This is a genomic window from Vibrio sp. 9-16B-A1, assembly GCF_056726165.1.
The window spans coordinates 24,007-45,190 of the sequence record NZ_JBSDZD010000021.1; the positions used below are offsets into that span (position 1 = coordinate 24,007).

Below are 21,184 nucleotides of genomic sequence, written 5' to 3' on the forward strand. Positions count from 1 at the left end.
ACATGGACAAGCAAAGACTGACCCACCTGCAACAGCTGGAAGCTGAGAGCATCCATATTATCCGCGAAGTGGCGGCCGAGTTTGATAACCCGGTGATGCTCTACTCAATCGGTAAAGACTCCTCGGTGATGCTGCACCTGGCACGCAAGGCATTTTACCCGGGCAAGATCCCGTTCCCGCTGCTGCACGTCGATACCGACTGGAAGTTTCGCGAGATGATCGAGTTTCGTGACCGTACTGCTGAGAAGTACGGTTTTGACCTGCTGGTGCACAAAAACCCGGAAGGCCTGGCGATGGGCATCAGCCCGTTTGTGCACGGCTCTTCCAAACACACCGATATTATGAAAACCCAGGGGCTGAAGCAGGCGCTCAATCAGCACGGTTTTGACGCTGCTTTTGGTGGTGCCCGCCGCGACGAAGAGAAATCCCGCGCCAAGGAGCGGGTGTACTCCTTCCGTGACAAAAACCACAGCTGGGACCCGAAAAACCAGCGTCCGGAACTGTGGCGTACCTATAACGGCCAGGTCAACAAAGGTGAGAGCATCCGGGTGTTCCCGCTCTCTAACTGGACTGAGCTGGATATCTGGCAATACATCTATCTGGAAAACATCGAGATTGTGCCGCTTTACCTGGCGGACAAGCGCCCGGTGGTCGAGCGTGACGGCATGCTGATCATGGTCGATGACGAGCGGATGGAGCTCGAAGAGGGCGAGAAAGTGGAGCAGCGCAGCGTGCGTTTCCGTACCCTCGGCTGCTATCCGCTGACCGGTGCGATTGAGTCTGAGGCCAACACTTTGACCGGGATTATTGAAGAGATGCTGGTAGCGACTTCAAGTGAGCGCCAGGGGCGGGCGATCGACCACGATCAGTCCGGATCGATGGAGCTGAAAAAGCGCCAGGGTTACTTCTGATTTAAGGGAATAATGACATGAACAGTGCGGTAGAAGCGCAATTGGCGCAGCTGGGGATCGAGGGCTATCTCGACCAGCACCAGAACAAATCATTGCTGCGGTTTCTGACCTGTGGCTCGGTGGATGACGGCAAGAGTACCCTTATCGGTCGACTGCTGCATGACTCAAAACAGATCTACGAAGATCAGCTGGCGGCGGTGCATTCGGACAGCCAGCGTGTCGGCACCACCGGCGAAAAACCAGACCTGGCACTGCTGGTAGACGGCCTGCAGGCCGAGCGTGAGCAGGGGATCACCATCGACGTGGCGTACCGCTACTTCTCGACCCAGACGCGTAAGTTCATTATCGCCGATACTCCGGGACACGAGCAGTACACCCGAAACATGGCCACCGGCGCATCAACCTGTGATGTGGCAGTGATCCTGATCGATGCCCGCAAAGGCGTGTTGGATCAGACCCGGCGTCACTCCTTTATCGCCGGTCTGCTCGGGATCCGTCACTTTATCGTGGCAGTGAACAAGATGGATCTGGTGGGCTTTGACCAGGCGCGCTTTGATGAGATCTCAGAAGAGTATCTGACGTTTGCCCAAAAGCTGCCTGAAGGGATCGACATTGAGCTGGTGCCGTTGTCGGCGCTCGATGGCGACAACGTGGTGGAAAAGAGCGCCCATACCCCATGGTATCAGGGACCGGCTTTGCTGGATCTGCTTGAGAGCGTGGAAGTGGGCCAGCGTCAGAACGACGGCGCGTTCCGCTTCCCGGTTCAGTACGTCAGCCGTCCGGACCTCGATTTTCGCGGCTTTGCCGGCACCATCGCGTCCGGTCAGGTCAAAGTGGGCGATGCGGTGAAAACCCTGCCGTCCGGCAAGACTTCGGTCATTGAACGTATCGTAACGTTTGACGGCGATTTAGAGACCGCCCATGCCGGGCAGGCAGTGACCCTGACTCTGGGCGATGAAATCGACATCAGCCGCGGTGACCTGATTGTGCTGGCGGACTCGGAAATCAAATCCACCAACCAGGTGCTGGCGGATGTGGTGTGGATGACCGAACAGCCACTTGAGCCGGGCCGTGCTTATGACATCAAAGTCGCGGGTAAGAAAACCGTGGGCGAGGTGTCACGTATTGTTCACCAGTACGACATTAACCAACTGAGTGAGCATGAAGCGGATGCACTGCCGCTCAACGGCATCGGTCTGTGTGAATGGCACTTTACCGATTCGGTGGCACTGGACCGCTACTTTGACAGCCAGGATACCGGTGGCTTTATCGTCATTGACCGCCTGACCAATGTAACCGTTGGCGCGGGGATGATCCGCAGACGGCTTGAAAATCAGCAGGCAGCCGGATCGGACTATTCTGAGTTTGAACTTGAGCTGAACGCACTGATCCGCCGGCACTTCCCGCACTGGGATGCCAAAGATCTGCGTCAGCTGTAAGCACGGAGTGCAGGGATGAATCTGGAGCAGGGAACCGTACTGGCAATTTTGGTGGCGATCGTCGCGTGCCTGCTGCTGACCCGGATAAAACCGGCCAGCCTGTTCGCGGCGGCGGCTATGCTGGCCTTTTTGACCGGACTGAGTGATCTCGGTTCGATCAGCGCCAATTTTACCAACCCGTCCCTGCTTACCCTGGTGCTGCTGGTGCTGGCTTCCTGCGCGCTGGAGAAAACCCTGCTGATCACCTGGGTCAGCCGCCGGATCACCGGTGGCCGGCTGGGTGAGGTGGTCGCCAAGCTCGGGGTGTCTACTGCGCTGCTCTCTTCATTTACCAATAATACTGCGGTAGTGGTGTCGCTGATCGGCGCGATCAAACGCAATCAGCAACACTCTCCTTCGAGGCTGCTATTGCCGCTGAGTTATGCGGCGATCCTCGGTGGTACTCTTACTCTTATAGGTACTTCAACCAATCTGATCATCAACAGCTTCGTTGAAGACGCCGGTCTGCCCGGACTGGGCTTTTTTACCCCGACCCTGATCGGCCTGTCAGTACTGGCGGGAGGGCTGCTGATCCTGATCCCGCTCGCCTATCTGCTGCCAAGTAATGACGATGATAACCAGGATGAGCTGCCATATTTCCTTGAAGCCAGGGTTGAAGCGGGTTCTGCGCTGGTCGGGCGAAGTGTGGCGCAGAACAATCTGCGTGCACTGCGAAAGCTCTACCTGGCAGAGGTGATCCGGGAAGGCAAAACCTATGCGTCTGTCGGGCCGGATTTTGTGTTGCAGGAGCGGGACCGGTTGCTGTTTTGTGGTGACGTGGAGAGCGTTGCCACCCTGCAGGAGATCCCGGGCCTGACCCTGTTTGGCCAGCATCACCTTAATGGCCAGGGGTTTATCGAGGCGGTGGTTGGCTCTTCGGCTTCTATCCGCGGCAAAACCCTTAAGAGCAGCCATTTCCGTGACCGGTTTGATGCGGTGGTCGTCGCGATTCGCCGTGGCCACGAGCGCCTTGAAGGCGGGCTGGGTAATATTGCCCTCGCCGCCGGGGATACCCTTGTGCTGGTGCCGGGTAAAGGTTTTGCTGCCCACCGCCAGGCGCTGAGTCGCGAGTTTGTGCTGGTCAGTGAGCTGGACTCAGCGGCCCGGCTCGATGCCACTAAGTCTGCACTGGTGATGGGAGGCTTTGGCCTCTCGATTGCACTGGCACTGGCGGGGTGGGTGCCGCTTCTGAAGAGTCTGGCGGTGTTTCTGCTGGCGATGGTGGCGCTTGGGATCGTTGGGCTGTCTGAGCTGAGACGACGCTTTCCGCTCGATATTGTGGTGATCGTTGGCGGCGCGCTGACTCTGGCGCAGCTGATGACCAGTTCAGGCTTGTCGGCCTCGATTGGCGGGCTGTTTATCAGCGCATTTAACGGCTGGGGTGTATATGGTGCGCTGGTGGCGACTTACCTGCTCACCCTGGTACTGACCGAGCTGGTGACCAATAACGCCGCTGCGGCGCTGGCGTTTCCGCTTGGCTACAGTATGGCGCTGGGCTACGGGGTCGATCCTATGCCGTTCATTATGGCGGTGCTGTTTGGCGCCAGCGCCAGTTTTCTTTCCCCTTACGGGTATCAGACCAACCTGCTGGTCTACAGCGTGGGTAACTATCAGCTGCGTGACTATCTGCGCCTTGGCCTGCCGGTCTCGCTGGTCTATTCGCTGCTGGTTCTGACCCTGATCCCGTACTTTTTTCCCTTTTAACAAACTGAAGGATAACAAGGATGACTGCAGTCGATGCCAACGTGGTGTGGCACCAGCATAACGTAACCAAAGCGCAGCGCGCTGAGCAAAAGCGCCAGCGCCCGGCTGTGCTGTGGTTTACCGGCCTGTCCGGTGCGGGTAAATCCACGGTCGCCGGAGCGCTGGAGAGCCGTCTGACCGGGCTTGGCTACCATACCTACCTGCTCGACGGGGATAATGTGCGCCACGGTCTGTGCCGCGACCTTGGATTCTCTTCACAGGACAGGCGGGAAAATATTCGCCGTATTGGGGAGCTGGCCAAACTGATGGCGGACGCCGGGCTGATTGTGCTGTCGGCGTTTATCTCTCCTCACCGGGCAGAACGACAGATGGTGCGTGAACTCCTGCCTGAGGGTGAGTTTATTGAAGTGTTCGTGAATACGTCGCTGGCGGAGTGTGAGCGGCGGGATCCCAAAGGGCTGTATAAAAAAGCCCGTGCCGGGGAGATCCCGGACTTTACCGGGATCGACTCAGAGTACGAAGCGCCGCTCAGCCCGGAGATCGATCTGGCGGCGGGAGAACTGTCGGTTGATCAGCTGGTGGATCACTGCCTCGAACAGTTATCAGCAAGAGAGATTATCTGCCTTCCTGGTCGTTGAGCGGATTACAGGTAGATGTTGATAAGCAGACCCTCCTTACCATGGATGGTAAGGTGGAGCCCCATGGATGGGTTCATGCGTGTCTGTGTTCAACATCTTCCTGAAAAGTGGCCTGTCTGAGAGTTATGCGCTTTCATCCACCATACTGCCCGCATCGCTCTGCAGGGTGAACTTCTGGCTCAGCAGGGCGACCAGCTGGTCGTAATAGCCCATGTTGGGACGGTTGCCGAGCAGGTTACACAGTTCATCCCCGGTCGGGCTGAAGCGGTAATAGACCAGGCGGATCCCCTTGCTCATTGGCTGCAGTGCCAGCTGCTTTCCCTGGTAGCTGAGCACCAGCGCCGGGTCGAAGTCCACTTCGCCAGACTCCAGTTCGGTGCCGAGCAGCAGTCCCAGCTCAATCAGGTGCAGCAGGCTGGAGTAGGGCAGCTGGTGGCTGCCGAGGTTAACCGAGTTGGTTGTTTCACGCTTGTAGAAGTCAAGCAGCCCGCCTTTGGAGCGGTAACCCAGCAGCAGTTTTTTGCTGTGGTCACCGCCAAAGCTGCACGCCAGTGAGGAGGCGCGCTGCAGGGTTTGCGCCTCTTTCGGCGACATGTCTTTTAAGATCATCAGCGCTTTCATCGAGGTCGCGCCCGGATTGGTGATCTCTCTTTTCAGTACCTGGCTCCACAGTTTCTGCATCGCCGGGTTGTGGATCTCCTGGGCCATATCAAAAAAGCGGTGCAGCCAGTCGGCATCCGGTTCACCGGCGGTTTCATCCCGGCAGCTGGCATGGGCGTACTTGAGGATCTTCTCCAGGTTCTTCTGCCTTTGCTCCTGACGCTTTTTCTGCCGTGCAATCGCCCGGTCGAGCAGGGTCGTGGTGGCGGCCGCGGCATTGTCCTGCAGCAGGGCTCCCAGGCCGTGTTCTTCGGCGATCTGCATCACCCGGCTGGCGCTGTCTTTAATGTAGCTGCTCTTGCGTTTGCTGCTGCCGTTTGTTGTGGTGGTGCCACTGGTACTGGCGCTGCCGGCGGGCTGGTCGATGGTGACGGGTTTACGGGTCTCTGCCATGTGAAGTTCCTGAAACGAGTTACCGCTATTCTAACTGACTGAATAACAATAGGCTGATTTCGCTCAAATAACCTGGAACTTTATCAAGATTTTTCGCTGTTGCGGAATTGGGTTGTTTGTTAAAATTGTTGCTCAGAAGTTAATTGGGAGGGCCTATGAGTTTTAAGCGTACCAATTATCGCAGGTGGCTCTCACTGTTTCTTTTGGTGGTGATTTATGTCGCGGTGCTGGCCTGGCTGGGCCGTTATCTGCTGCTGTGACCAGCACCGCGTGACTAACCTGAAGCGCTGTTACATGTCGTCGTACTCTTCAATCCGGATGCCATCGATCAGGTAGCCGGTTTCCGCCAGATCTGAGTTGACGGTTTCGGTCTTCAGGGTACCGACCACATAGATCACATCCCACAGTTGGTGGATTGGCGCACCCTCTTCAAACTTCACATAGATGATCTGGTTTGGTGGCGGTGGCGGTACGTGGATACAGGCACCAAAGTAAGGCACCAGCAGAAACTCTGTTACTTTCTGATCGTCACCTTCCAGCGGGATCACAAAGCCAGGAATGCGTACCTGGCTTCCGTTCAGCTCCGGACGAACATTGCCCACTTTGGACTGCAGGGCTTTGTCACCGCTGTGCTCGACCATCGGCATACCACTGTTATCAAACTGATTTCGTTCCGCTTCCGGGATAAGGTCTATCCAGTCCAGCGTCAGCACATCGTCTGCCGCGGTCGCCATCCCTGTTGGCAGGGTCAGCATGGTCAGTGCGCACAGCAGTGTCGCAAAGAGTTTTTTCATTGCTCAATTTTCCTTAAATTCTGATGGTCATGCCGTCGGCCAGAGACTGGCGGTAAGCGCGAAATGCCGGGATTAATCCTATCACTATTCCGGCAAACTGAACCAGACCAAGCAGCAGCCATTCATGGGAGCTGATGGTGGTAAGCTCCAGCACAATGCCGTAGTGCTGGGCGACAAAAGGCCGGATAGCCGCCAGCCCCATATAGAGCAGGCTGACACCGGCACCAATCCCGGCGAAAGTCAGCACACTGGCTTCGCTGATCAGCAAAAAGAAGATGTGCTTTGGCCGCGCACCCATGGCGCGGAGTATTGCCATTTCACGCCGCCTCTCCTGCAGGCTGGTGAGCAGGCTGCTGAGCATCCCCAGCAGTCCGGCGATCACTACGAACACAGATACGGCCAGCAGCGCCTGTTCGGCGACTGACATCATGCTCCACAGCTCATGCAGGGCAATGCCGGGCAGGATCGCGGTCAGCGGCTCTTTGCTGTAGGTATTGATCTGACGCTGGAGGGCAAAGGTGCGGATCTTCGACTTCAGTCCCAGCATAAATGAAGTGATCTGTTTCGGTTCGAAGGCCACGTTTTCCAGCTGTTTCGCATCCGGGGTATCGCCCAGTCTGGCACCGGATTCCCAGCCAACGTGGATCGCTTCGATCGCTTCAAGCGAGACGTGGACAGTTTTGTCTACCGGTGTACCGGTCGGGTCGAAGATCCCCACGATCTTAAACGGCAGATTGTCGTGACGGTTGAAGGCTTTATCGCTGATCCCGTGGGCGATGATGATCTCATCCCCTACTTTGTAGCCAAGTTCTTTCGCGACGTCCGCGCCGATCACCGTTTCAAACAGGGATTCGAATGGCCTGCCATCGCTCAGGCTGAGATGCTGTTTCTTGCCAAAGCGGAAGTATTTGAAATAGTCCTGGTTAGTGCCGAGCACCCGGAAGCCGCGGTGGGAGTCTCCCAGTGACATCGGGATCGCCCATTTGACCGAGCGGTTCTGGCTGAACTCTTTAAAGCTTTTCCAGTCGATGTTATTGGTGGCATTGCCGATACGAAATACCGAGTAGAGCAGCAGGTTAACCTGACCGGAACGCGCGCCAACGATCAGATCGGTGCCTGAGACGGTATTGGAGAAGCTGGCTTTGGCCTGGGTGCGGATCCGTTCCACGCCCATCAGCAGTACAACGGAGATGGCGACGGTCAGTACAGTCAGCAGCGCGGTGGCTTTACGGTTTATCAGGCTTTTCCACGCCAGACGAATAATGGCACTCATGATGCTTTCCTCATGGCCTGATTAAGTTGGGGGAGGTCGATGGTCCGGTCGAACAGTTTTTCCAGCGTCGGGTCGTGGCTGACAAACACCAGGGTTGTGCCGGCCTGGCGGGCTTCTTCCATCAGCAGCTGGATAAAGGCTTCCCGGTTATCGTGATCCAGCGCGGAGGTTGGCTCATCGGCGATCAGCAGTTCAGGGTGACCTATCAGGGCACGGGCGGCAGCGACGCGTTGTTGCTGGCCGATACTCAGCTCGGCGACCGGCGCGTGCATCAGCTCTTCCGGCAGCTTGAGCCGGGTCAGCAGCTCTCTGGCGCGTGCGGCCAGGTCATTGCCGGCCTTTTGCTTGCGCAGCGTGGAGAAGTGGCACGGCAGGATCACGTTATCCAGTACCGAAAGGTAAGGAAGCAGATTAAATTGCTGAAAAATATAGCCTATGTGATTTGCACGAAACTGATCCCGCTCACTGCCTGACAGTGAGGCGAGATCCTGGCCCAATACTTTAAGGCCGCCTTTTTCCGGCTGGTTGATCCCGGTCAGCAGGCCAAGCAGGGTGGATTTTCCGCAGCCACTCGGGCCTTTGATAAACAGTCGCTCGTTAGGCATGACGCTCAGCTCGTCTATCGCCAGGGTGAGCGGCTTGCCCTCCGCCCAGCGGTATTCGAGCGCAGAGATCTCTACGATCGGCTGACGCGGAGTCTGGTTTTCAACTGACATGGTTTAACTCTCTCCTGATAAGAGTGGAACAGGCGCTGACCGGGGCTGAAACCCGGCCAGCGGTAACAGCTTACAGTGAGATTTTGTGGCTGTTTTTGTTCAGTTCAGTCGCCAGCTGTTTGCTGTCAGTGATCATATTAACGCTGATTTCTTCCGTGTTGCCGAAGTGGCTGAACCACTGAGTGTCGATCTGCTCCAGTGCGGCGATGTTGTTGCACTGGTAGTGGTACTCAAGGGTAAACTCGCCGTGGTCGTGGTCGTGGTCGTGGTCGTGGTCGTGGTCGTGGTCGTGGTCGTGGTCGTGGTGTTCATCGTGATCATGCTTGTCGTGGTCGTGGTCATGATGCTCATCGTGTTTATGATCATCATGATGATCATGGTCACCATGTTCCAGGGTGTGGCTGACGCTGATATGGGCCGCTTTACACCCGGCGTCTGAGTTGATCGCCAGCAACTGCTCTGGCTGGTTCAGCAGTTTGACCGCTTTCTCCAGCTGCGCCTTTTGCTCATCATTTTTTGGAGCGTGCTCGAAGCCCACTACATCCGCGCCAGGAGCGGTGATTTCAAACAGCAGCTCGCTGCCATCCTGGGCGATGTTCATTTCAACCACACCGTGTACGTGCGCATCATGCTGACGGAAATGGTCATCGGCGACAGCGCCGGCTGACAGGAATGCGGTGCTGATAAGAGAGAGGGCGAATACGTTTTTCATTTTGTTGCCTTATTAATCTGAATTGAGTGTAAGTGTAAGATAAAATTCAGAAATAACAGGGCGGAGAACGGGCTTGTTGCGACGGAACCGACCTTCCCGTAAGCGGGCGGGCGGCTTGCAGTGGTGCAAGGGTGATATTTAAAAGCACTGCTACCACCGGCAGGGCAAAGCTGCTGCCATGCTTGGCGACGGAAAACAGCTGACAGATATGCTCAGGGTGCGGCTCGTGGTGGAGTTCGGTCTGATGGTGTGCGTAAGCAAACCCCAGCCAGATAACCAGAGCACACGCGAGCAGCGAAATGGCCAGCTTTTTTGAGTGCATTTAAAACAGGGTCACATTTATAAAGAGAATTAATGTAATAACATAACATTATTGCCGCAAGTCAGTTTCGTGTAATTTGCAGCAGGGGATGCGCAGAATTGTGACCTTGCGCGGAAATGGCACCGGATTAACCGGTGCCTTTCTGATCTCAGATCTCTTTCATCACATCGCGTGAGAAGGCTTTTTCGCAGTATTTACACTTGAGGCGGACATCTTCACCGCGGGTCAGCAGGGTGAAGCTGGTGTCTACCGGTTCGTTGTGTGAGATACAGTTGCTGTTCGGACAGGCGAAGACACCGGTGATCTTCTCCGGCAGGCTCAGGGCCAGCTTCTTCACGACCTGGTAGTCTTCAATCTGATTCACGGTCGCGTTCGGAGCGTACAGCGCCAGTTTCTGTGCCTGTTCTTCAGTGATGAACACGTTTTCAATCTTCAGCAGGTCTTTGTGGCCCAGCGCTGAAGAAGGAAGGTTCAGACCAACAGTAACGCGCTCGCCGCTGTTTTGCATATCAAACAGCTTAAGCACCTTGATACCAATGTGTGCCGGGATGTGGTCAATGACGGTGCCGTTGCAAATCGCTTCTACCTGTAACTGATTCTGTTTTGCCATGTTTAATTCCTCCAATTACAGCGTTTCGTTCAATACCAGTGCCAGCAGGGCTTCACGGGCGTAAACGCCGTTGTTGGCCTGCTCGAAGTAGTAAGCGTGCGGGGTCTTATCCACGTCGGTGGTGATCTCGTCTACCCGTGGCAGCGGGTGCAGCACTTTCAGGTTTGGTTTGGCATCCGCCAGGGTCGCGGCAGTCAGCACGTAGGCCGATTTGATGTGTGCGTACTCTGATTCGTCGAAACGCTCTTTCTGAACCCGGGTCATGTACAGGATATCCAGCTCACCAATCACGCTTTCCATCTCGGTGTGCAGGCTGTATTCGATACCCGCATCATCGAGCTCTTCACAGATGTAGTCCGGCATTGCCAGTGCTTCCGGCGCGATGAAGTAGAAGCGGATGTTGCTGAACTTGGCCAGTGCCTGAGTCAGGGAGTGCACGGTACGGCCGTATTTCAGGTCACCGACAAACGCGACTTTCAGGTCATCCAGGCGGCCCTGGGTTTCATAGATAGAGTAGAGGTCCAGCAGAGTCTGGGTCGGGTGCTGGTTGGCACCGTCACCGGCGTTGATCACCGGTACGCCATTTGAGAACTCAGAAGCGAGGCGGGCTGCACCTTCCTGAGGGTGACGCATCACATAAGCGTCCACATAGGTGGAGATCACCTGTACCGAGTCAGCCAGGGTTTCGCCTTTTTTGGCCAGCGAGGTGTTGCCGCCGCTGTCAAAGCCGATCACGCTGCCGCCGATGCGCTGAATCGCGGTTTCAAAAGAGAGACGGGTACGGGTAGATGGCTCAAAGAAACAGCTGGCCACAACCTTGTTCTTCAGCAACTCAGGTTGAGGTTCTGCTTTGAGTTGACCCGCGGTCTGAACTACCAGCTCTAGTTCTTCGCGGGAAAGCTCCGGAATGGAAATAATGTGCTTGTTGTAGAGCGTATTCGCCATGATCTTTTTCCCTGTGGTGATGCCATAAAAAAGCCCCCCTGAAAAGGGAGGCTTTAAAATCGGTAACGGGAACAGCAATGGCCGCCGGCTAAGCAAAACAGCTTAGTTGATGCATTGTTTGGCAATGTAACGGCTTGGCGCATTTTGGGTTCCTCAGACAAATTGCGCTGAATTATACGCCGAAGAATTGTGAGCGCAAGCGATTACGTCAAACATCGCCGGGATGATTAACTGCCGAGTGTCGCAACCATTACGGCCTTAATGGTATGCATGCGGTTTTCGGCCTGATCGAACACAATAGAGTGCTCTGACTCAAATACCTCTTCGGTCACTTCCAGCCCGTTAATTCCGTATTTATCGGCGACTTCTTTACCGACGGTGGTTTCATCGTTATGGAAAGCAGGCAGACAGTGCATGAACTTCACCTGTGGGTTGCCGGTGGCTTTAAGTACCTTCTGGTTCACCTGATACGGCTTCATCTGTTCGATACGCTCCTGCCAGGCTTCTTCCGGTTCACCCATCGAAACCCACACATCGGTATAGAGGTAGTCACAGCCTTTGACGCCTTCGCTGACATCTTCAGTCAGGGTGATTTTGGCGCCGGTGTTGAGCGCAATCGCCTGACACTGCTTCACTAGGGCTTTGTCCGGCCAGTACGCTTTTGGTGCGACCAGGCGGATGTCCATGCCCATTTTTGCCGCGCCGACCAGCAGGGAGTTACCCATGTTGTTGCGCGCGTCGCCCAGGTAAGCAAAGCTCATCTGGTGCAGCTGTTTGCCGCGGCCGTGTTCAATCATGGTCAGGAAGTCTGCCAGGATCTGGGTCGGGTGAAATTCATCGGTCAGCCCGTTCCATACCGGTACACCGGCGTACGCACCGAGCTCTTCCACGATCTCCTGGCCAAAGCCACGGTACTGGATGCCGTCGTACATACGGCCAAGTACCCGGGCGGTGTCTTTCATCGACTCCTTGTGGCCGATTTGTGAGCCGGAAGGGCCGATATAGGTGACTTGTGCGCCCTGATCGAAGGCGGCAACCTCAAATGCGCATCGGGTTCGGGTGGATGACTTTTCGAATATTAATGCAATGTTCTTCCCTGTCAGACGGGCCTGTTCTACCCCGGCGTATTTGGCACTTTTCAGGCTGGTGGCCAGGTCGAGCAGAAAGTGGATTTCCTGACCGGAAAAGTCCAGCAGTTTAAGGAAGTTTCTTTGATGTAAGTTGAAAGCCATACGTCATCCCTGTATTCGCAGATTTGAAGATAAGAGTTAGTTATACATATAAATTCATTAATTGTGAATTTATATTTGGCGTCATTTAAAAAAACAGCCGGCACCAGGCTGGCTGTTTTACCAGATTATTTCGCCGGCAGCGGATCCCGCTCTATCGGACAGCTCATGCAGCGCGCCCCGCCGCGGCCACGGCCCAGTTCATTACCGGGAATGGTCAGTACCTTTATGCCCGCTTTGTCGTATTTTTCATTGGTGCAGGTGTTGCGCTCATAAGCGACCACGACACCCGGGCTGACGGTCAGTACGTTGTTGGCATCATTCCACTGCTCGCGTTCGGCCTCATAGTTGTCTCCTCCGGTGGTGATGATCCTGAGTTGATCCAGCCCCAGTGCTGATTCAATCGCATGGATATAGTTGGAGACCTGTTTGGCCTGCACGCCGCCTTTTCCGTCCGGGGTCAGGCACCAGGTTTCAAGATCGCTGCGCATGATCTGCGGATAGACAGAGAAGGTATCGACGTCCATGTGGGTCATCACCGTATCCAGGTGCATGCACGATCGGTGCTTGGGCAGGTGAAGGGCGATGACTTTGCTTGCCTGTCCGTGGCGGAACAGCTCTGCTGCGAGGTTCTCGACTCCCTGCGGAGTGGTGCGTTCTGACATGCCTACCAGCACCGCACCGTTGCCGATCACCAGTACGTCGCCGCCTTCGATATTGGCGTTGTCGTAGTGGAGGTCTTCGTTGCCGAAATAGGAGATAAACGACTGACCGGCGAACGTTGGGTGCCAGCGGTATATCGCTCGCAGGTGATTGGTCTCACGCTGGCGTGCCGGCATCATCATCGGGTTAAGCGAAACGCCGCCGTACACCCAGCATGAGGTATCCCGGGTAAACAGATGATTGGGCAGCGGCTCTATCACAAAGTCGAGTGGCTGGTGGAGCTTTGGCATCATGGAGGCGGAGTGTACCGGCAGTTCAGAGTAGGCCAGCCCGCCAAGCAGGATGCTGGCAAGGTGGTCGTTCTCCATCGCACTCAGGTAGCCGCGCAGTTCACGGGCGAAGGTTGGCCCGAAGCGGTAATCCGAGACCTGAGTAGTGAGCAGCCAGTTTTTGGCTTCATCAATGGCCAGGGTTTCAGCCAGCAGATCATGAAGTAACAGGACTTCCACATTCTGGTCACGCAGGGTAGTGGCAAACGCATCGTGCTCTTTCCCGGCTTCTTCCACCGCCAGCACATCGTCAAACAACAGTTCCTGACAGTTAGAGGGGGTGAGGTGGGTGAGCGCGCGCTCCGGGCGGTGGAGCAAAACACGGCGCAGTTGACCGACTTCTGAACCGACGTACAGCTTACTCATTTGGCTTTCCTTATCTTTTTGTGTTCCCTGTATCATTGTGATCCTATAACCGGATCATTGCCATTTATTGCAGGGTATTGCTCAGGTTTCAAGCCCCAGGGGGAGAGGCTTATAGGGCAAAACCCGCATGAGTCTGGCTAAAATAGCTGATAAACCGGCCTGATCCGGTGAGTGATCCTGTGCTTCGCCCGGTGGTTGAGCTGCGTGAACATGCAGTCGCCGCTATATAGCTCAGACCGGATCAGAGGTTGATCTTTAAGGGGCGGGCAGTTCTGCTTCTGTCATGAAGTATGCACTCAGGGCAGATAAACTTGCTTATTACGACTGGTTCGGGACGCCTGTGGAGCTGCGGTGATTGTGCTGAAAAGCCCGGAATCTGAGCCTTTTGTTAATATTTTGTTTCTGTGACGGCGGCAAAGCTTTGTTGCAACAAAAAAATCGGAAGGATCCGGCGATCCCGGTGGAAATTATGGGCGATCCATGCCATATTCACTGCGCTTTAATTTACCTGATAATGCGGGAGCAACGAGATGTCTCAACAAGACGAATACATGACAGTTGAAGAACTACTGGCGGAACAGAAAGAAGAAACCCGTGGAATCATCAACGCTTTGCTTGAAGATGGCAGTGAGCCGGATGCTCTGTACGCAATCGAACACCACCTGTTCTCAGAAGATTTCGCGACCCTGGAAAAAGCAGCGGTAGACGCGTTCAAGATGGGCTTCGAAGTTCTGGAAGCTGAAGAGATCGAAGACGAAGACGGCACCAAGCTGATGTGCTTTGACGCGACCATGGAGTCTGCGCTGGATCCTGAGCTGATCGATGCTCAGGTAGAGAAGCTGGTGAATCTGGCTGAGAAGTACGACATCATCTACGACGGCTGGGGCACTTTCTACGAAGGTGAAGACGCGCTCTACGACGAAGAAGACGACGAAGACGAAGAGTAATTATAAGAGGCCGGCGCAATGCCGGCCTTTTTCATATCTGAATCCATTGCCTGTCTTTATCCCTCTCTCGCAGGGTATTTATTAAACAGGAATCACTGTCAAACGGGAATGGTTCCCGTTATAATCCGGCCACTTTGATCTGGATCATGATTCTACTATGCAACGTCAACTGCCTGGCCCATGGCAACTCTCCCCGCTGACTGATCTCTCCCTGCCTCAGGACGATCTGTTTTTCCCTGCTCCCCTGAGTCAGGTTCTGCCGGATTCTGTTTCTGAAGCGGCGATCGCAGAGCAGGAGTGGCATCTGATGCATGACTTTGAGCTTGATGAAGCTGAGCTGGCTTTCCCCTGCGTCGACCTGGTGCTTGAGGGGGTCTATCAGTACGCCGAAGTAAGGGTGAATGGTCTGGCGGTGATGGACTGTGATACCGGCAGTGGCCGCTATGTGAAAAATATTCGTCCATACCTGCAAAAAGGCGGTAACCGGGTTGAGGTGTTGTTCCTGGAACAGGATGAAGACTGGCTGCTGGAGTCAGCACCAGCCTGCCCGCTGACGTTTCCTGTTGCCGGTGAAGGCGAGCAGAGAGTGGGGATCTGGCAGGCGCCTTACCTGCACTTTATCCGCCACGTAAAACTGACTCATGTCACCACAGAGCAGATCTGGCACCAGACCGGAGGCTGCGAGTTTAAGGTGGACATGTTCTTTGAGACTTTTTCCCCGGGACTGATCTCAGCCTCAGCCCGCTTTGACGGCCGCCGTTATCAGCTGCCGGTTGATGTGCGTGCCGGTCAGGTCAGCGCCCTGTTCCAGCTCGATGCCCCCAATACCAGCCCCGGAGTGATCTATCTGCTGGAAGTCGCTCTGGACGGCCAGCAGCTGGTGCTGCCGGTTAAGCTGAGCCCTGAGTTGTGCGCCCAGCATTTCAGTCTTGAGTGAGGCTGCCAGTCAGCTGTGCGCCAGAGGGCTGTGGGCGCTTTTGTGCAGCAGCTGCCAGCCTTTTTCATGCCAGTAGTAGGCAAACGTGTTGATGGTTGGCTCCAGCATAGCCATGATGCCACCGACCAGTGGATTGCCTGAAATCAGCCATGCAACGGTAAAAGCCACGGAGAAGTGCACGACGGCGAAGCTGGCGGTTTTCAGTTTTGGGTTCGCCGGCTTGCGCAGCCAGGCTTTTTCATGGAAGTAGAACGCGACGGTGTTGACCGCCGGCTCTGTCATAGCGATCAGGCTGCTGAGCAGGATGTCTCCGGTCAGCGCGTAAGCCACCAGGGAAGCAATGCTGAAATGGATAACGGCAAAGGAGAGTGTCTTTTTCATGGTGTCACCTGTTCATCTGTAACCTTGATATGCCCATTATTGATAATCATTCTCATTTAGTAAAGCGGAAAATGACTATCAGTGCGAAAGGTCATATCAATTGACAAAAGAAGACAGGCAAAAAAAGACCGGCTCGAAAGCCGGTCTTCAGAAGGGAGGGGAGATGCTTACAGTGCCGCGATGGTCACTTTCTGCTCTTCCAGCTTGGTCAGGGTCTCTTTGTAACCTTCCAGCTTCTCACGCTCTTTGGCGACAACCGCTTCCGGTGCCTTGGCAACGAAGCCTTCGTTACCCAGTTTGCCTTCAATGCGTTTGATCTCACCGTGGGTTTTCTTGATCTCTCCGTCCAGACGCGCAAGCTCTGCGTCTTTGTCGATCAGACCTGCCATCGGGATCATCAGCTCTGATTTGGCTACCAGCGCAGTCGCGCAGGCTGGTGTCACTTCGCCTTTAGCCAGTACGCGGATGCTTTCCAGTTTCGCCAGAGAAACCAGAACCTGCTTGTTCGCTTCAAGGCGGGCAGCATCTTCTTCGCTCGCGGCTTTCAGCATCACTTCCAGAGGTTTACCCGGGTTGATGTCGTACTCTGCACGCAGGTTACGGATGCTGGTGATGAACGATTTTACCCACTCGATGTCATCCAGAGCTTTCTGGTCGAAGTTGGCTTCGTCGTACTGAGGGAGCGCCTGCAGCATGATGGTGTCGCCTTCCACGCCCTCTACCAGAGGTTTGATGCTCTGCCAGATAGTCTCTGTGATGTATGGGATCACAGGGTGAGCCAGACGCAGGGTCTTCTCCAGTACGGTGATCAGAGTGCGGCGGGTGCCACGCTGCTGAGCTTCATTACCTTTCCACAGAACCGGTTTGGTCAGCTCCAGGTACCAGTCACAGAACTGGTTCCAGATGAACTCGTAGATGGTGTTCGAGGCCATATCCAGACGGTAGTTGTCCAGGTGTACGTTGAACTCTTTTGCTGCCAGTTCGAACTGGGATTCGATCCACTTGTCTGCCAGCGAGTACTCAATCTCGCCTTCGCCGAAGCCGCAATCCTGCTCTTCGGTGTTCATCAGCACGTAGCGGCTTGCGTTCCACAGTTTGTTACAGAAGTTACGGTAACCTTCCAGACGCTTCATATCCCAGTTGATGTCACGGCCGGTAGAAGCCATGGCAGCCAGGGTAAAGCGCAGGGCGTCGGTGCCGTAGGCTTCGATGCCGTTTTCAAACGTCTTACGGGTGTTCTTCTCGATCTTGGCGGCCAGCTGAGGCTGCATCATGTTACCGGTGCGTTTCTCAACCAGAGATTCCAGGTCGATACCGTCGATCATGTCGATAGGGTCCAGTACGTTACCTTTCGACTTGGACATCTTGTCGCCGTTCTCGTCACGGATAAGGCCGGTTACGTACACGGTCTTAAACGGAACCTGTGGCTTGCCGTTTTCATCTTTACAGAAGTGCATGGTCATCATGATCATGCGTGCAACCCAGAAGAAGATGATGTCAAAACCGGTTACCAGCACGTCTGACGGGTGGAAGGTTTTCAGATCATCAGTCTGCTCAGGCCAGCCCTGGGTACCGAAAGTCCACAGTGCAGATGAGAACCAGGTATCCAGTACGTCATCGTCCTGACGCAGAACCACAACCGGTGCCAGGTTGTTATTCTTACGCACTTCTTCTTCGCTGCGGCCAACGTAGACGTTACCGTCGTTGTCGTACCACGCAGGAATGCGGTGACCCCACCACAGCTGACGGGAAATACACCAGTCCTGAATATCGCGCATCCAGGCAAAGTACATGTTTTCGTACTGCTTAGGTACGAACTGGATTTCGCCGTCTTCTACGGCTTTGGTCGCTGTCTCTGCCAGAGGCGCAGCGCGCACGTACCACTGGTCGGTCAGCATAGGTTCGATAACCACGCCACCACGGTCGCCGTACGGTACGGTCAGTTCGTGGTCTTTGATCTCTTCAAGCAGGCCCAGTTCATCAAATTCAGCAACGATCGCTTTACGCGCAGCAAAGCGCTCCACGCCGTGGTATTTGGCCGGAAGTTCAGTGCTGTACGCGTCACTTGGCTCACCGTTGGTAGTAAATACTTCTGCTGCGTCACGGATGTTGGCGTCAAACGTCAGTACGTTGATCATTGGAAGCTGGTGGCGCTTACCAACTTCGTAGTCGTTAAAGTCGTGTGCCGGGGTGATTTTCACACAGCCGGTGCCTTTTTCCATGTCGGCGTGCTCATCGCCTACGATCGGAATGCGACGGTCGACGATCGGCAGGATGATCTCTTTACCAATCAGGTCTTTGTAGCGCGGATCTTCCGGGTTTACTGCAACGCCGGTATCACCCAGCATGGTCTCAGGACGGGTAGTCGCAACTACGATGTAATCTTTGCCATCTGCGGTTTTTACGCCGTCTGCCAGCGGGTAACGGAAGTGCCACATGTGGCCCTTCTTGTCTTTGTTCTCTACTTCCAGGTCAGAAATTGCAGTGTGCAGTTTCGGATCCCAGTTAACCAGGCGCTTGCCGCGGTAGATCAGGTCTTCTTCGAACAGGCGTACGAATACTTCCTGAACCGCGTTAGACAGGCCGTCATCCATGGTGAAGCGTTCGCGGTCCCAGTCTACAGATGCACCCAGACGGCGCAGCTGTTTGGTGATGGTGCCGCCAGACTCGCCTTTCCATTCCCAGATCTTGTCGATGAAAGCATCACGGCCGTAATCGTGCTTGGTTTTGCCTTCTTCTGCGGCGATCTTGCGCTCAACAACCATTTGAGTTGCGATACCAGCGTGGTCAGTACCCACCTGCCACAGGGTGTTTTTACCCTTCATACGTTCTGCACGGATCAGCGTATCCATGATGGTGTCCTGGAACGCGTGGCCCATGTGCAGGCTGCCGGTGACGTTCGGTGGCGGGATCATGATGCTGTATGATTCTTTGGTCGTGTCACCGTGTGGCTTAAAGTAGCCTTTCTCTTCCCAGGCCTGGTACAGTGCCTGTTCGATTGATGTTGGGTTGTATGTCTTTTCCATAGCGTTCTTAATGGATACCGATAGTTGTATGTGGCTAAACCGTACAGGTAATGAGCTCGTTTACCTGTAAGGTTTAGTTAGTTGTGTTCAATTTCGATTGTTTGCAGTTCATAGCCCGCCTGACGGTAAATTTTATACCGATCCCGGGCCAGCTGCCTGGCTTTTTCATCGCAGGGAACGAAGTCTATCACTTGTTGGAACCCCGGGGCAAAATTTGTCTGATCATTGGCCAGATTGATGACCAGCTGACGGTGCCAGCCGGGCTTTACACCGGAATGACCAATCTCGACCTGAGTTCCGCTTCGCGGCCCTTCACCGGTCAGGTTATGGGCGATGAAGTCTTTGGGTTCAGCCTGCCAGAGGTACTCGGCAAGCTGCTCCGCTTCTCTCTTATCAGCGCAATTGAGATAGACTTTGGCGCCCTGGCGGGCAAAGTGTCCGGCCAGAAAAACCACATACCTGAGCTGCCCGTCGCGCTCTGCCTGCGGGCTGTCTGGTTTTATGATGTAGAAAGTTGCCGTTGCCATCTCTGTTGCCTGTAAAAAGAGAGCTGTCTGCTAAATAAAAGCTGCCTGATAAAAGAAAAGGGCCTTGCGGCCCTTTTACTGTTTTGAAGAATTACTCTTCGGTCTCCTGGCCACTGCGGTTCAAAAGGAACTGGACAAGCATAGAGACCGGACGACCGGTTGAGCCTTTGTCTTTACCACCTGATTTCCAGGCCGTACCGGCGATGTCGATATGGGCCCAGTTGTACTTCTTGGTGAAGCGTGACAGGAAGCAGCCCGCGGTAATCGTACCGGCAGACTTGCCGCCGATGTTCGCCATGTCGGCAAACGGGCTGGCGATCTGCTCCTGGTACTCGTCGCTCATCGGCAGACGCCATGCGCGGTCACCAGCCTGCTCGGAAGCATTCACCAGCTCGTGAGACAGAGGGTTGTGGTTGGCGATAACGCCGCTGATGTGATGGCCAAGGGCAATAACACATGCACCGGTCAGGGTGGCTACGTCAATAACGCAGTCTGGTTCGAAGCGTTCAACGTAGGTCAGGGCGTCACACAGAACCAGACGGCCTTCCGCATCGGTGTTCAGTACTTCAACGGTCTGGCCTGACATGGTGGTCAGGATATCACCCGGACGGTAAGCGTTGCTGCCAGGCATGTTTTCACAGCCAGCCAGAATACCCACCACGTTCACCGGCAGGTTCAGTTTCGCCAGTGCTTTCATGGTACCGAATACAGAAGCAGCGCCGCACATGTCGTACTTCATTTCGTCCATGCCCGCACCTGGTTTCAGCGAGATACCGCCTGAATCGAAAGTCAGACCTTTACCAACCAGAACGATTGGCTTGGCATCCGGATCCGCAGCGCCTTTGTACTCGATAACCGACATCATGGATTCGTTGTGCGAGCCACGACCGACAGCCAGGTAGGAGGTCATACCCAGCTTTTCCATCTCCTGCTCGCCGATGATTTTGGTGCTGACGGTTTCGTACTCGTCAGCCAGGCGGCGAGCCTGAGAAGCAAGGTAAGCCGGGTTGGCTACGTTTGGTGGCATGTTGCCGAGATCTTTACTCGCTTTAACACCGGAAGAGATTGCCAGACCGTGGTTAATCGCGCGCTCGCCAATGTTCAGCTCACGGCGCGTTGGTACGTTAAATACCAGCTTGCGCAGCGGGCGACGGGTTTCTGGTTTGGAACTCTTGAACTGGTTGAAGGTGTACAGACCGTCTTTGGTAGACTCTACTGCCTGACGCACTTTCCAGTAGGTGTCGCGGCCTTTAACGTGCAGCTCGGTCAGGAAGCAGACGGCTTCCATCGAACCGGTTTCGTTAAGGGTGCTGATGGTTTTCTGAATGATCTCTTTGTACTGGCGCTCACCGAGTTCGCGCTCTTTACCACAACCTACCAGCAGTACACGCTCAGACAGAACGCCCGGAACCTGGTGCAAAAGCAGCATCTGACCTGGTTTTCCTTCCAGATCGCCGCGGCGCAGTAGTGAACTGATGTAGCCATCGCTGATCTTATCCAGCTGCTCGGCTACAGGAGAGAGGCGGCGGGGCTCAAAAACACCGACAACGATACATGCGCTGCGCTGTTTCTCAGGGCTGCCACTTTTTACACTGAACTCCATGCGTACTCCTACATCCTGAA

Annotated in this window: 20 protein-coding genes; 6 read left to right on the forward strand and 14 right to left on the reverse strand. The window is 55.0% G+C overall.

Annotated features, from left to right (window positions below; translation table 11 throughout):
• Positions 1-2: 2 nt before the first annotated feature.
• Genes cysD through cysC form a run of 4 tightly spaced genes read left to right on the forward strand, consistent with a single transcriptional unit; the run spans position 3 to position 4,731 of the window.
• Positions 3-911, forward strand: coding sequence for a sulfate adenylyltransferase subunit CysD (cysD, locus tag ACVB80_RS22900; protein ID WP_481083603.1), 909 nt, complete (start codon positions 3-5; stop codon positions 909-911).
• A gap of 17 nt (positions 912-928) precedes the next feature.
• On the forward strand, positions 929-2,350 hold the full coding sequence (gene cysN, locus ACVB80_RS22905) for a sulfate adenylyltransferase subunit CysN (RefSeq protein WP_481083604.1): 1,422 nt from the start codon (positions 929-931) through the stop codon (positions 2,348-2,350).
• Positions 2,351-2,365: 15 nt separating this feature from the next.
• Positions 2,366-4,093 (forward strand): SLC13 family permease, encoded by a 1,728-nt coding sequence (locus ACVB80_RS22910; protein ID WP_481083605.1) that lies wholly within the window; start codon positions 2,366-2,368, stop codon positions 4,091-4,093.
• Positions 4,094-4,113: 20 nt separating this feature from the next.
• The gene (cysC, locus tag ACVB80_RS22915; protein ID WP_481083606.1) at positions 4,114-4,731 is read left to right on the forward strand and encodes an adenylyl-sulfate kinase; all 618 of its coding nucleotides are present in this window, start codon (positions 4,114-4,116) and stop codon (positions 4,729-4,731) included.
• A 123-nt stretch (positions 4,732-4,854) separates the two neighbouring features.
• Here cysC and ACVB80_RS22920 read toward each other — a convergent pair whose 3' ends face one another.
• From ACVB80_RS22920 to arcA, 10 genes are all read right to left on the reverse strand, one after another.
• Positions 4,855-5,784, reverse strand: coding sequence for a TIGR03899 family protein (locus ACVB80_RS22920; protein WP_481083607.1), 930 nt, complete (start codon positions 5,782-5,784; stop codon positions 4,855-4,857).
• Positions 5,785-6,074: 290 nt separating this feature from the next.
• Positions 6,075-6,539 carry a DUF3299 domain-containing protein gene (locus tag ACVB80_RS22925; protein ID WP_481083633.1) on the reverse strand — a complete coding sequence of 155 codons (465 nt, stop codon included), beginning with the start codon at positions 6,537-6,539 and terminating at the stop codon, positions 6,075-6,077.
• Between the two features lie 52 nt (positions 6,540-6,591).
• On the reverse strand, positions 6,592-7,851 hold the full coding sequence (locus ACVB80_RS22930; RefSeq protein ID WP_481083608.1) for an ABC transporter permease: 1,260 nt from the start codon (positions 7,849-7,851) through the stop codon (positions 6,592-6,594).
• The gene (locus ACVB80_RS22935; protein WP_481083609.1) at positions 7,848-8,567 is read right to left on the reverse strand and encodes an ABC transporter ATP-binding protein; all 720 of its coding nucleotides are present in this window, start codon (positions 8,565-8,567) and stop codon (positions 7,848-7,850) included. Before ACVB80_RS22935 ends, ACVB80_RS22930 begins: the two co-directional genes overlap by 4 nt.
• A gap of 70 nt (positions 8,568-8,637) precedes the next feature.
• Positions 8,638-9,279, reverse strand: coding sequence for a zinc uptake protein ZrgA (gene zrgA, locus ACVB80_RS22940; protein WP_481083610.1), 642 nt, complete (start codon positions 9,277-9,279; stop codon positions 8,638-8,640).
• Between the two features lie 46 nt (positions 9,280-9,325).
• Positions 9,326-9,601 (reverse strand): DUF2607 family protein, encoded by a 276-nt coding sequence (locus ACVB80_RS22945; protein ID WP_481083611.1) that lies wholly within the window; start codon positions 9,599-9,601, stop codon positions 9,326-9,328.
• A 148-nt stretch (positions 9,602-9,749) separates the two neighbouring features.
• Positions 9,750-10,211, reverse strand: coding sequence for an aspartate carbamoyltransferase regulatory subunit (gene pyrI, locus ACVB80_RS22950; protein WP_481083612.1), 462 nt, complete (start codon positions 10,209-10,211; stop codon positions 9,750-9,752).
• Positions 10,212-10,226: 15 nt separating this feature from the next.
• On the reverse strand, positions 10,227-11,156 hold the full coding sequence (pyrB, locus tag ACVB80_RS22955; RefSeq protein WP_481083613.1) for an aspartate carbamoyltransferase: 930 nt from the start codon (positions 11,154-11,156) through the stop codon (positions 10,227-10,229).
• A 227-nt stretch (positions 11,157-11,383) separates the two neighbouring features.
• On the reverse strand, positions 11,384-12,388 hold the full coding sequence (locus tag ACVB80_RS22960) for an ornithine carbamoyltransferase (protein WP_481083614.1): 1,005 nt from the start codon (positions 12,386-12,388) through the stop codon (positions 11,384-11,386).
• Positions 12,389-12,513: 125 nt separating this feature from the next.
• Positions 12,514-13,743 carry an arginine deiminase gene (gene arcA / locus ACVB80_RS22965; RefSeq protein ID WP_481083615.1) on the reverse strand — a complete coding sequence of 410 codons (1,230 nt, stop codon included), beginning with the start codon at positions 13,741-13,743 and terminating at the stop codon, positions 12,514-12,516.
• Between the two features lie 530 nt (positions 13,744-14,273).
• On the opposite strand from arcA, the gene rraB reads away from it, so the two are divergent.
• The gene (gene rraB / locus ACVB80_RS22970; RefSeq protein WP_481083616.1) at positions 14,274-14,690 is read left to right on the forward strand and encodes a ribonuclease E inhibitor RraB; all 417 of its coding nucleotides are present in this window, start codon (positions 14,274-14,276) and stop codon (positions 14,688-14,690) included.
• 157 nt (positions 14,691-14,847) lie between these two features.
• Entirely contained in the window at positions 14,848-15,627 is a 780-nt protein-coding gene (locus tag ACVB80_RS22975) for a glycosyl hydrolase 2 galactose-binding domain-containing protein (protein ID WP_481083617.1), read from the forward strand.
• 9 nt (positions 15,628-15,636) lie between these two features.
• Here ACVB80_RS22975 and ACVB80_RS22980 read toward each other — a convergent pair whose 3' ends face one another.
• The 4 genes from ACVB80_RS22980 to pepA form a co-directional block, all read right to left on the reverse strand.
• Positions 15,637-16,008, reverse strand: coding sequence for a DUF2061 domain-containing protein (locus tag ACVB80_RS22980; RefSeq protein ID WP_481083618.1), 372 nt, complete (start codon positions 16,006-16,008; stop codon positions 15,637-15,639).
• A gap of 167 nt (positions 16,009-16,175) precedes the next feature.
• On the reverse strand, positions 16,176-19,034 hold the full coding sequence (locus ACVB80_RS22985; protein ID WP_481083619.1) for a valine--tRNA ligase: 2,859 nt from the start codon (positions 19,032-19,034) through the stop codon (positions 16,176-16,178).
• 77 nt (positions 19,035-19,111) lie between these two features.
• Positions 19,112-19,561: a DNA polymerase III subunit chi gene (locus tag ACVB80_RS22990; RefSeq protein ID WP_481083620.1), complete on the reverse strand. Its 450-nt coding sequence runs from the start codon at positions 19,559-19,561 to the stop codon at positions 19,112-19,114.
• 91 nt (positions 19,562-19,652) lie between these two features.
• Positions 19,653-21,164, reverse strand: coding sequence for a leucyl aminopeptidase (gene pepA, locus ACVB80_RS22995; protein ID WP_481083621.1), 1,512 nt, complete (start codon positions 21,162-21,164; stop codon positions 19,653-19,655).
• Positions 21,165-21,184: the final 20 nt, after the last annotated feature.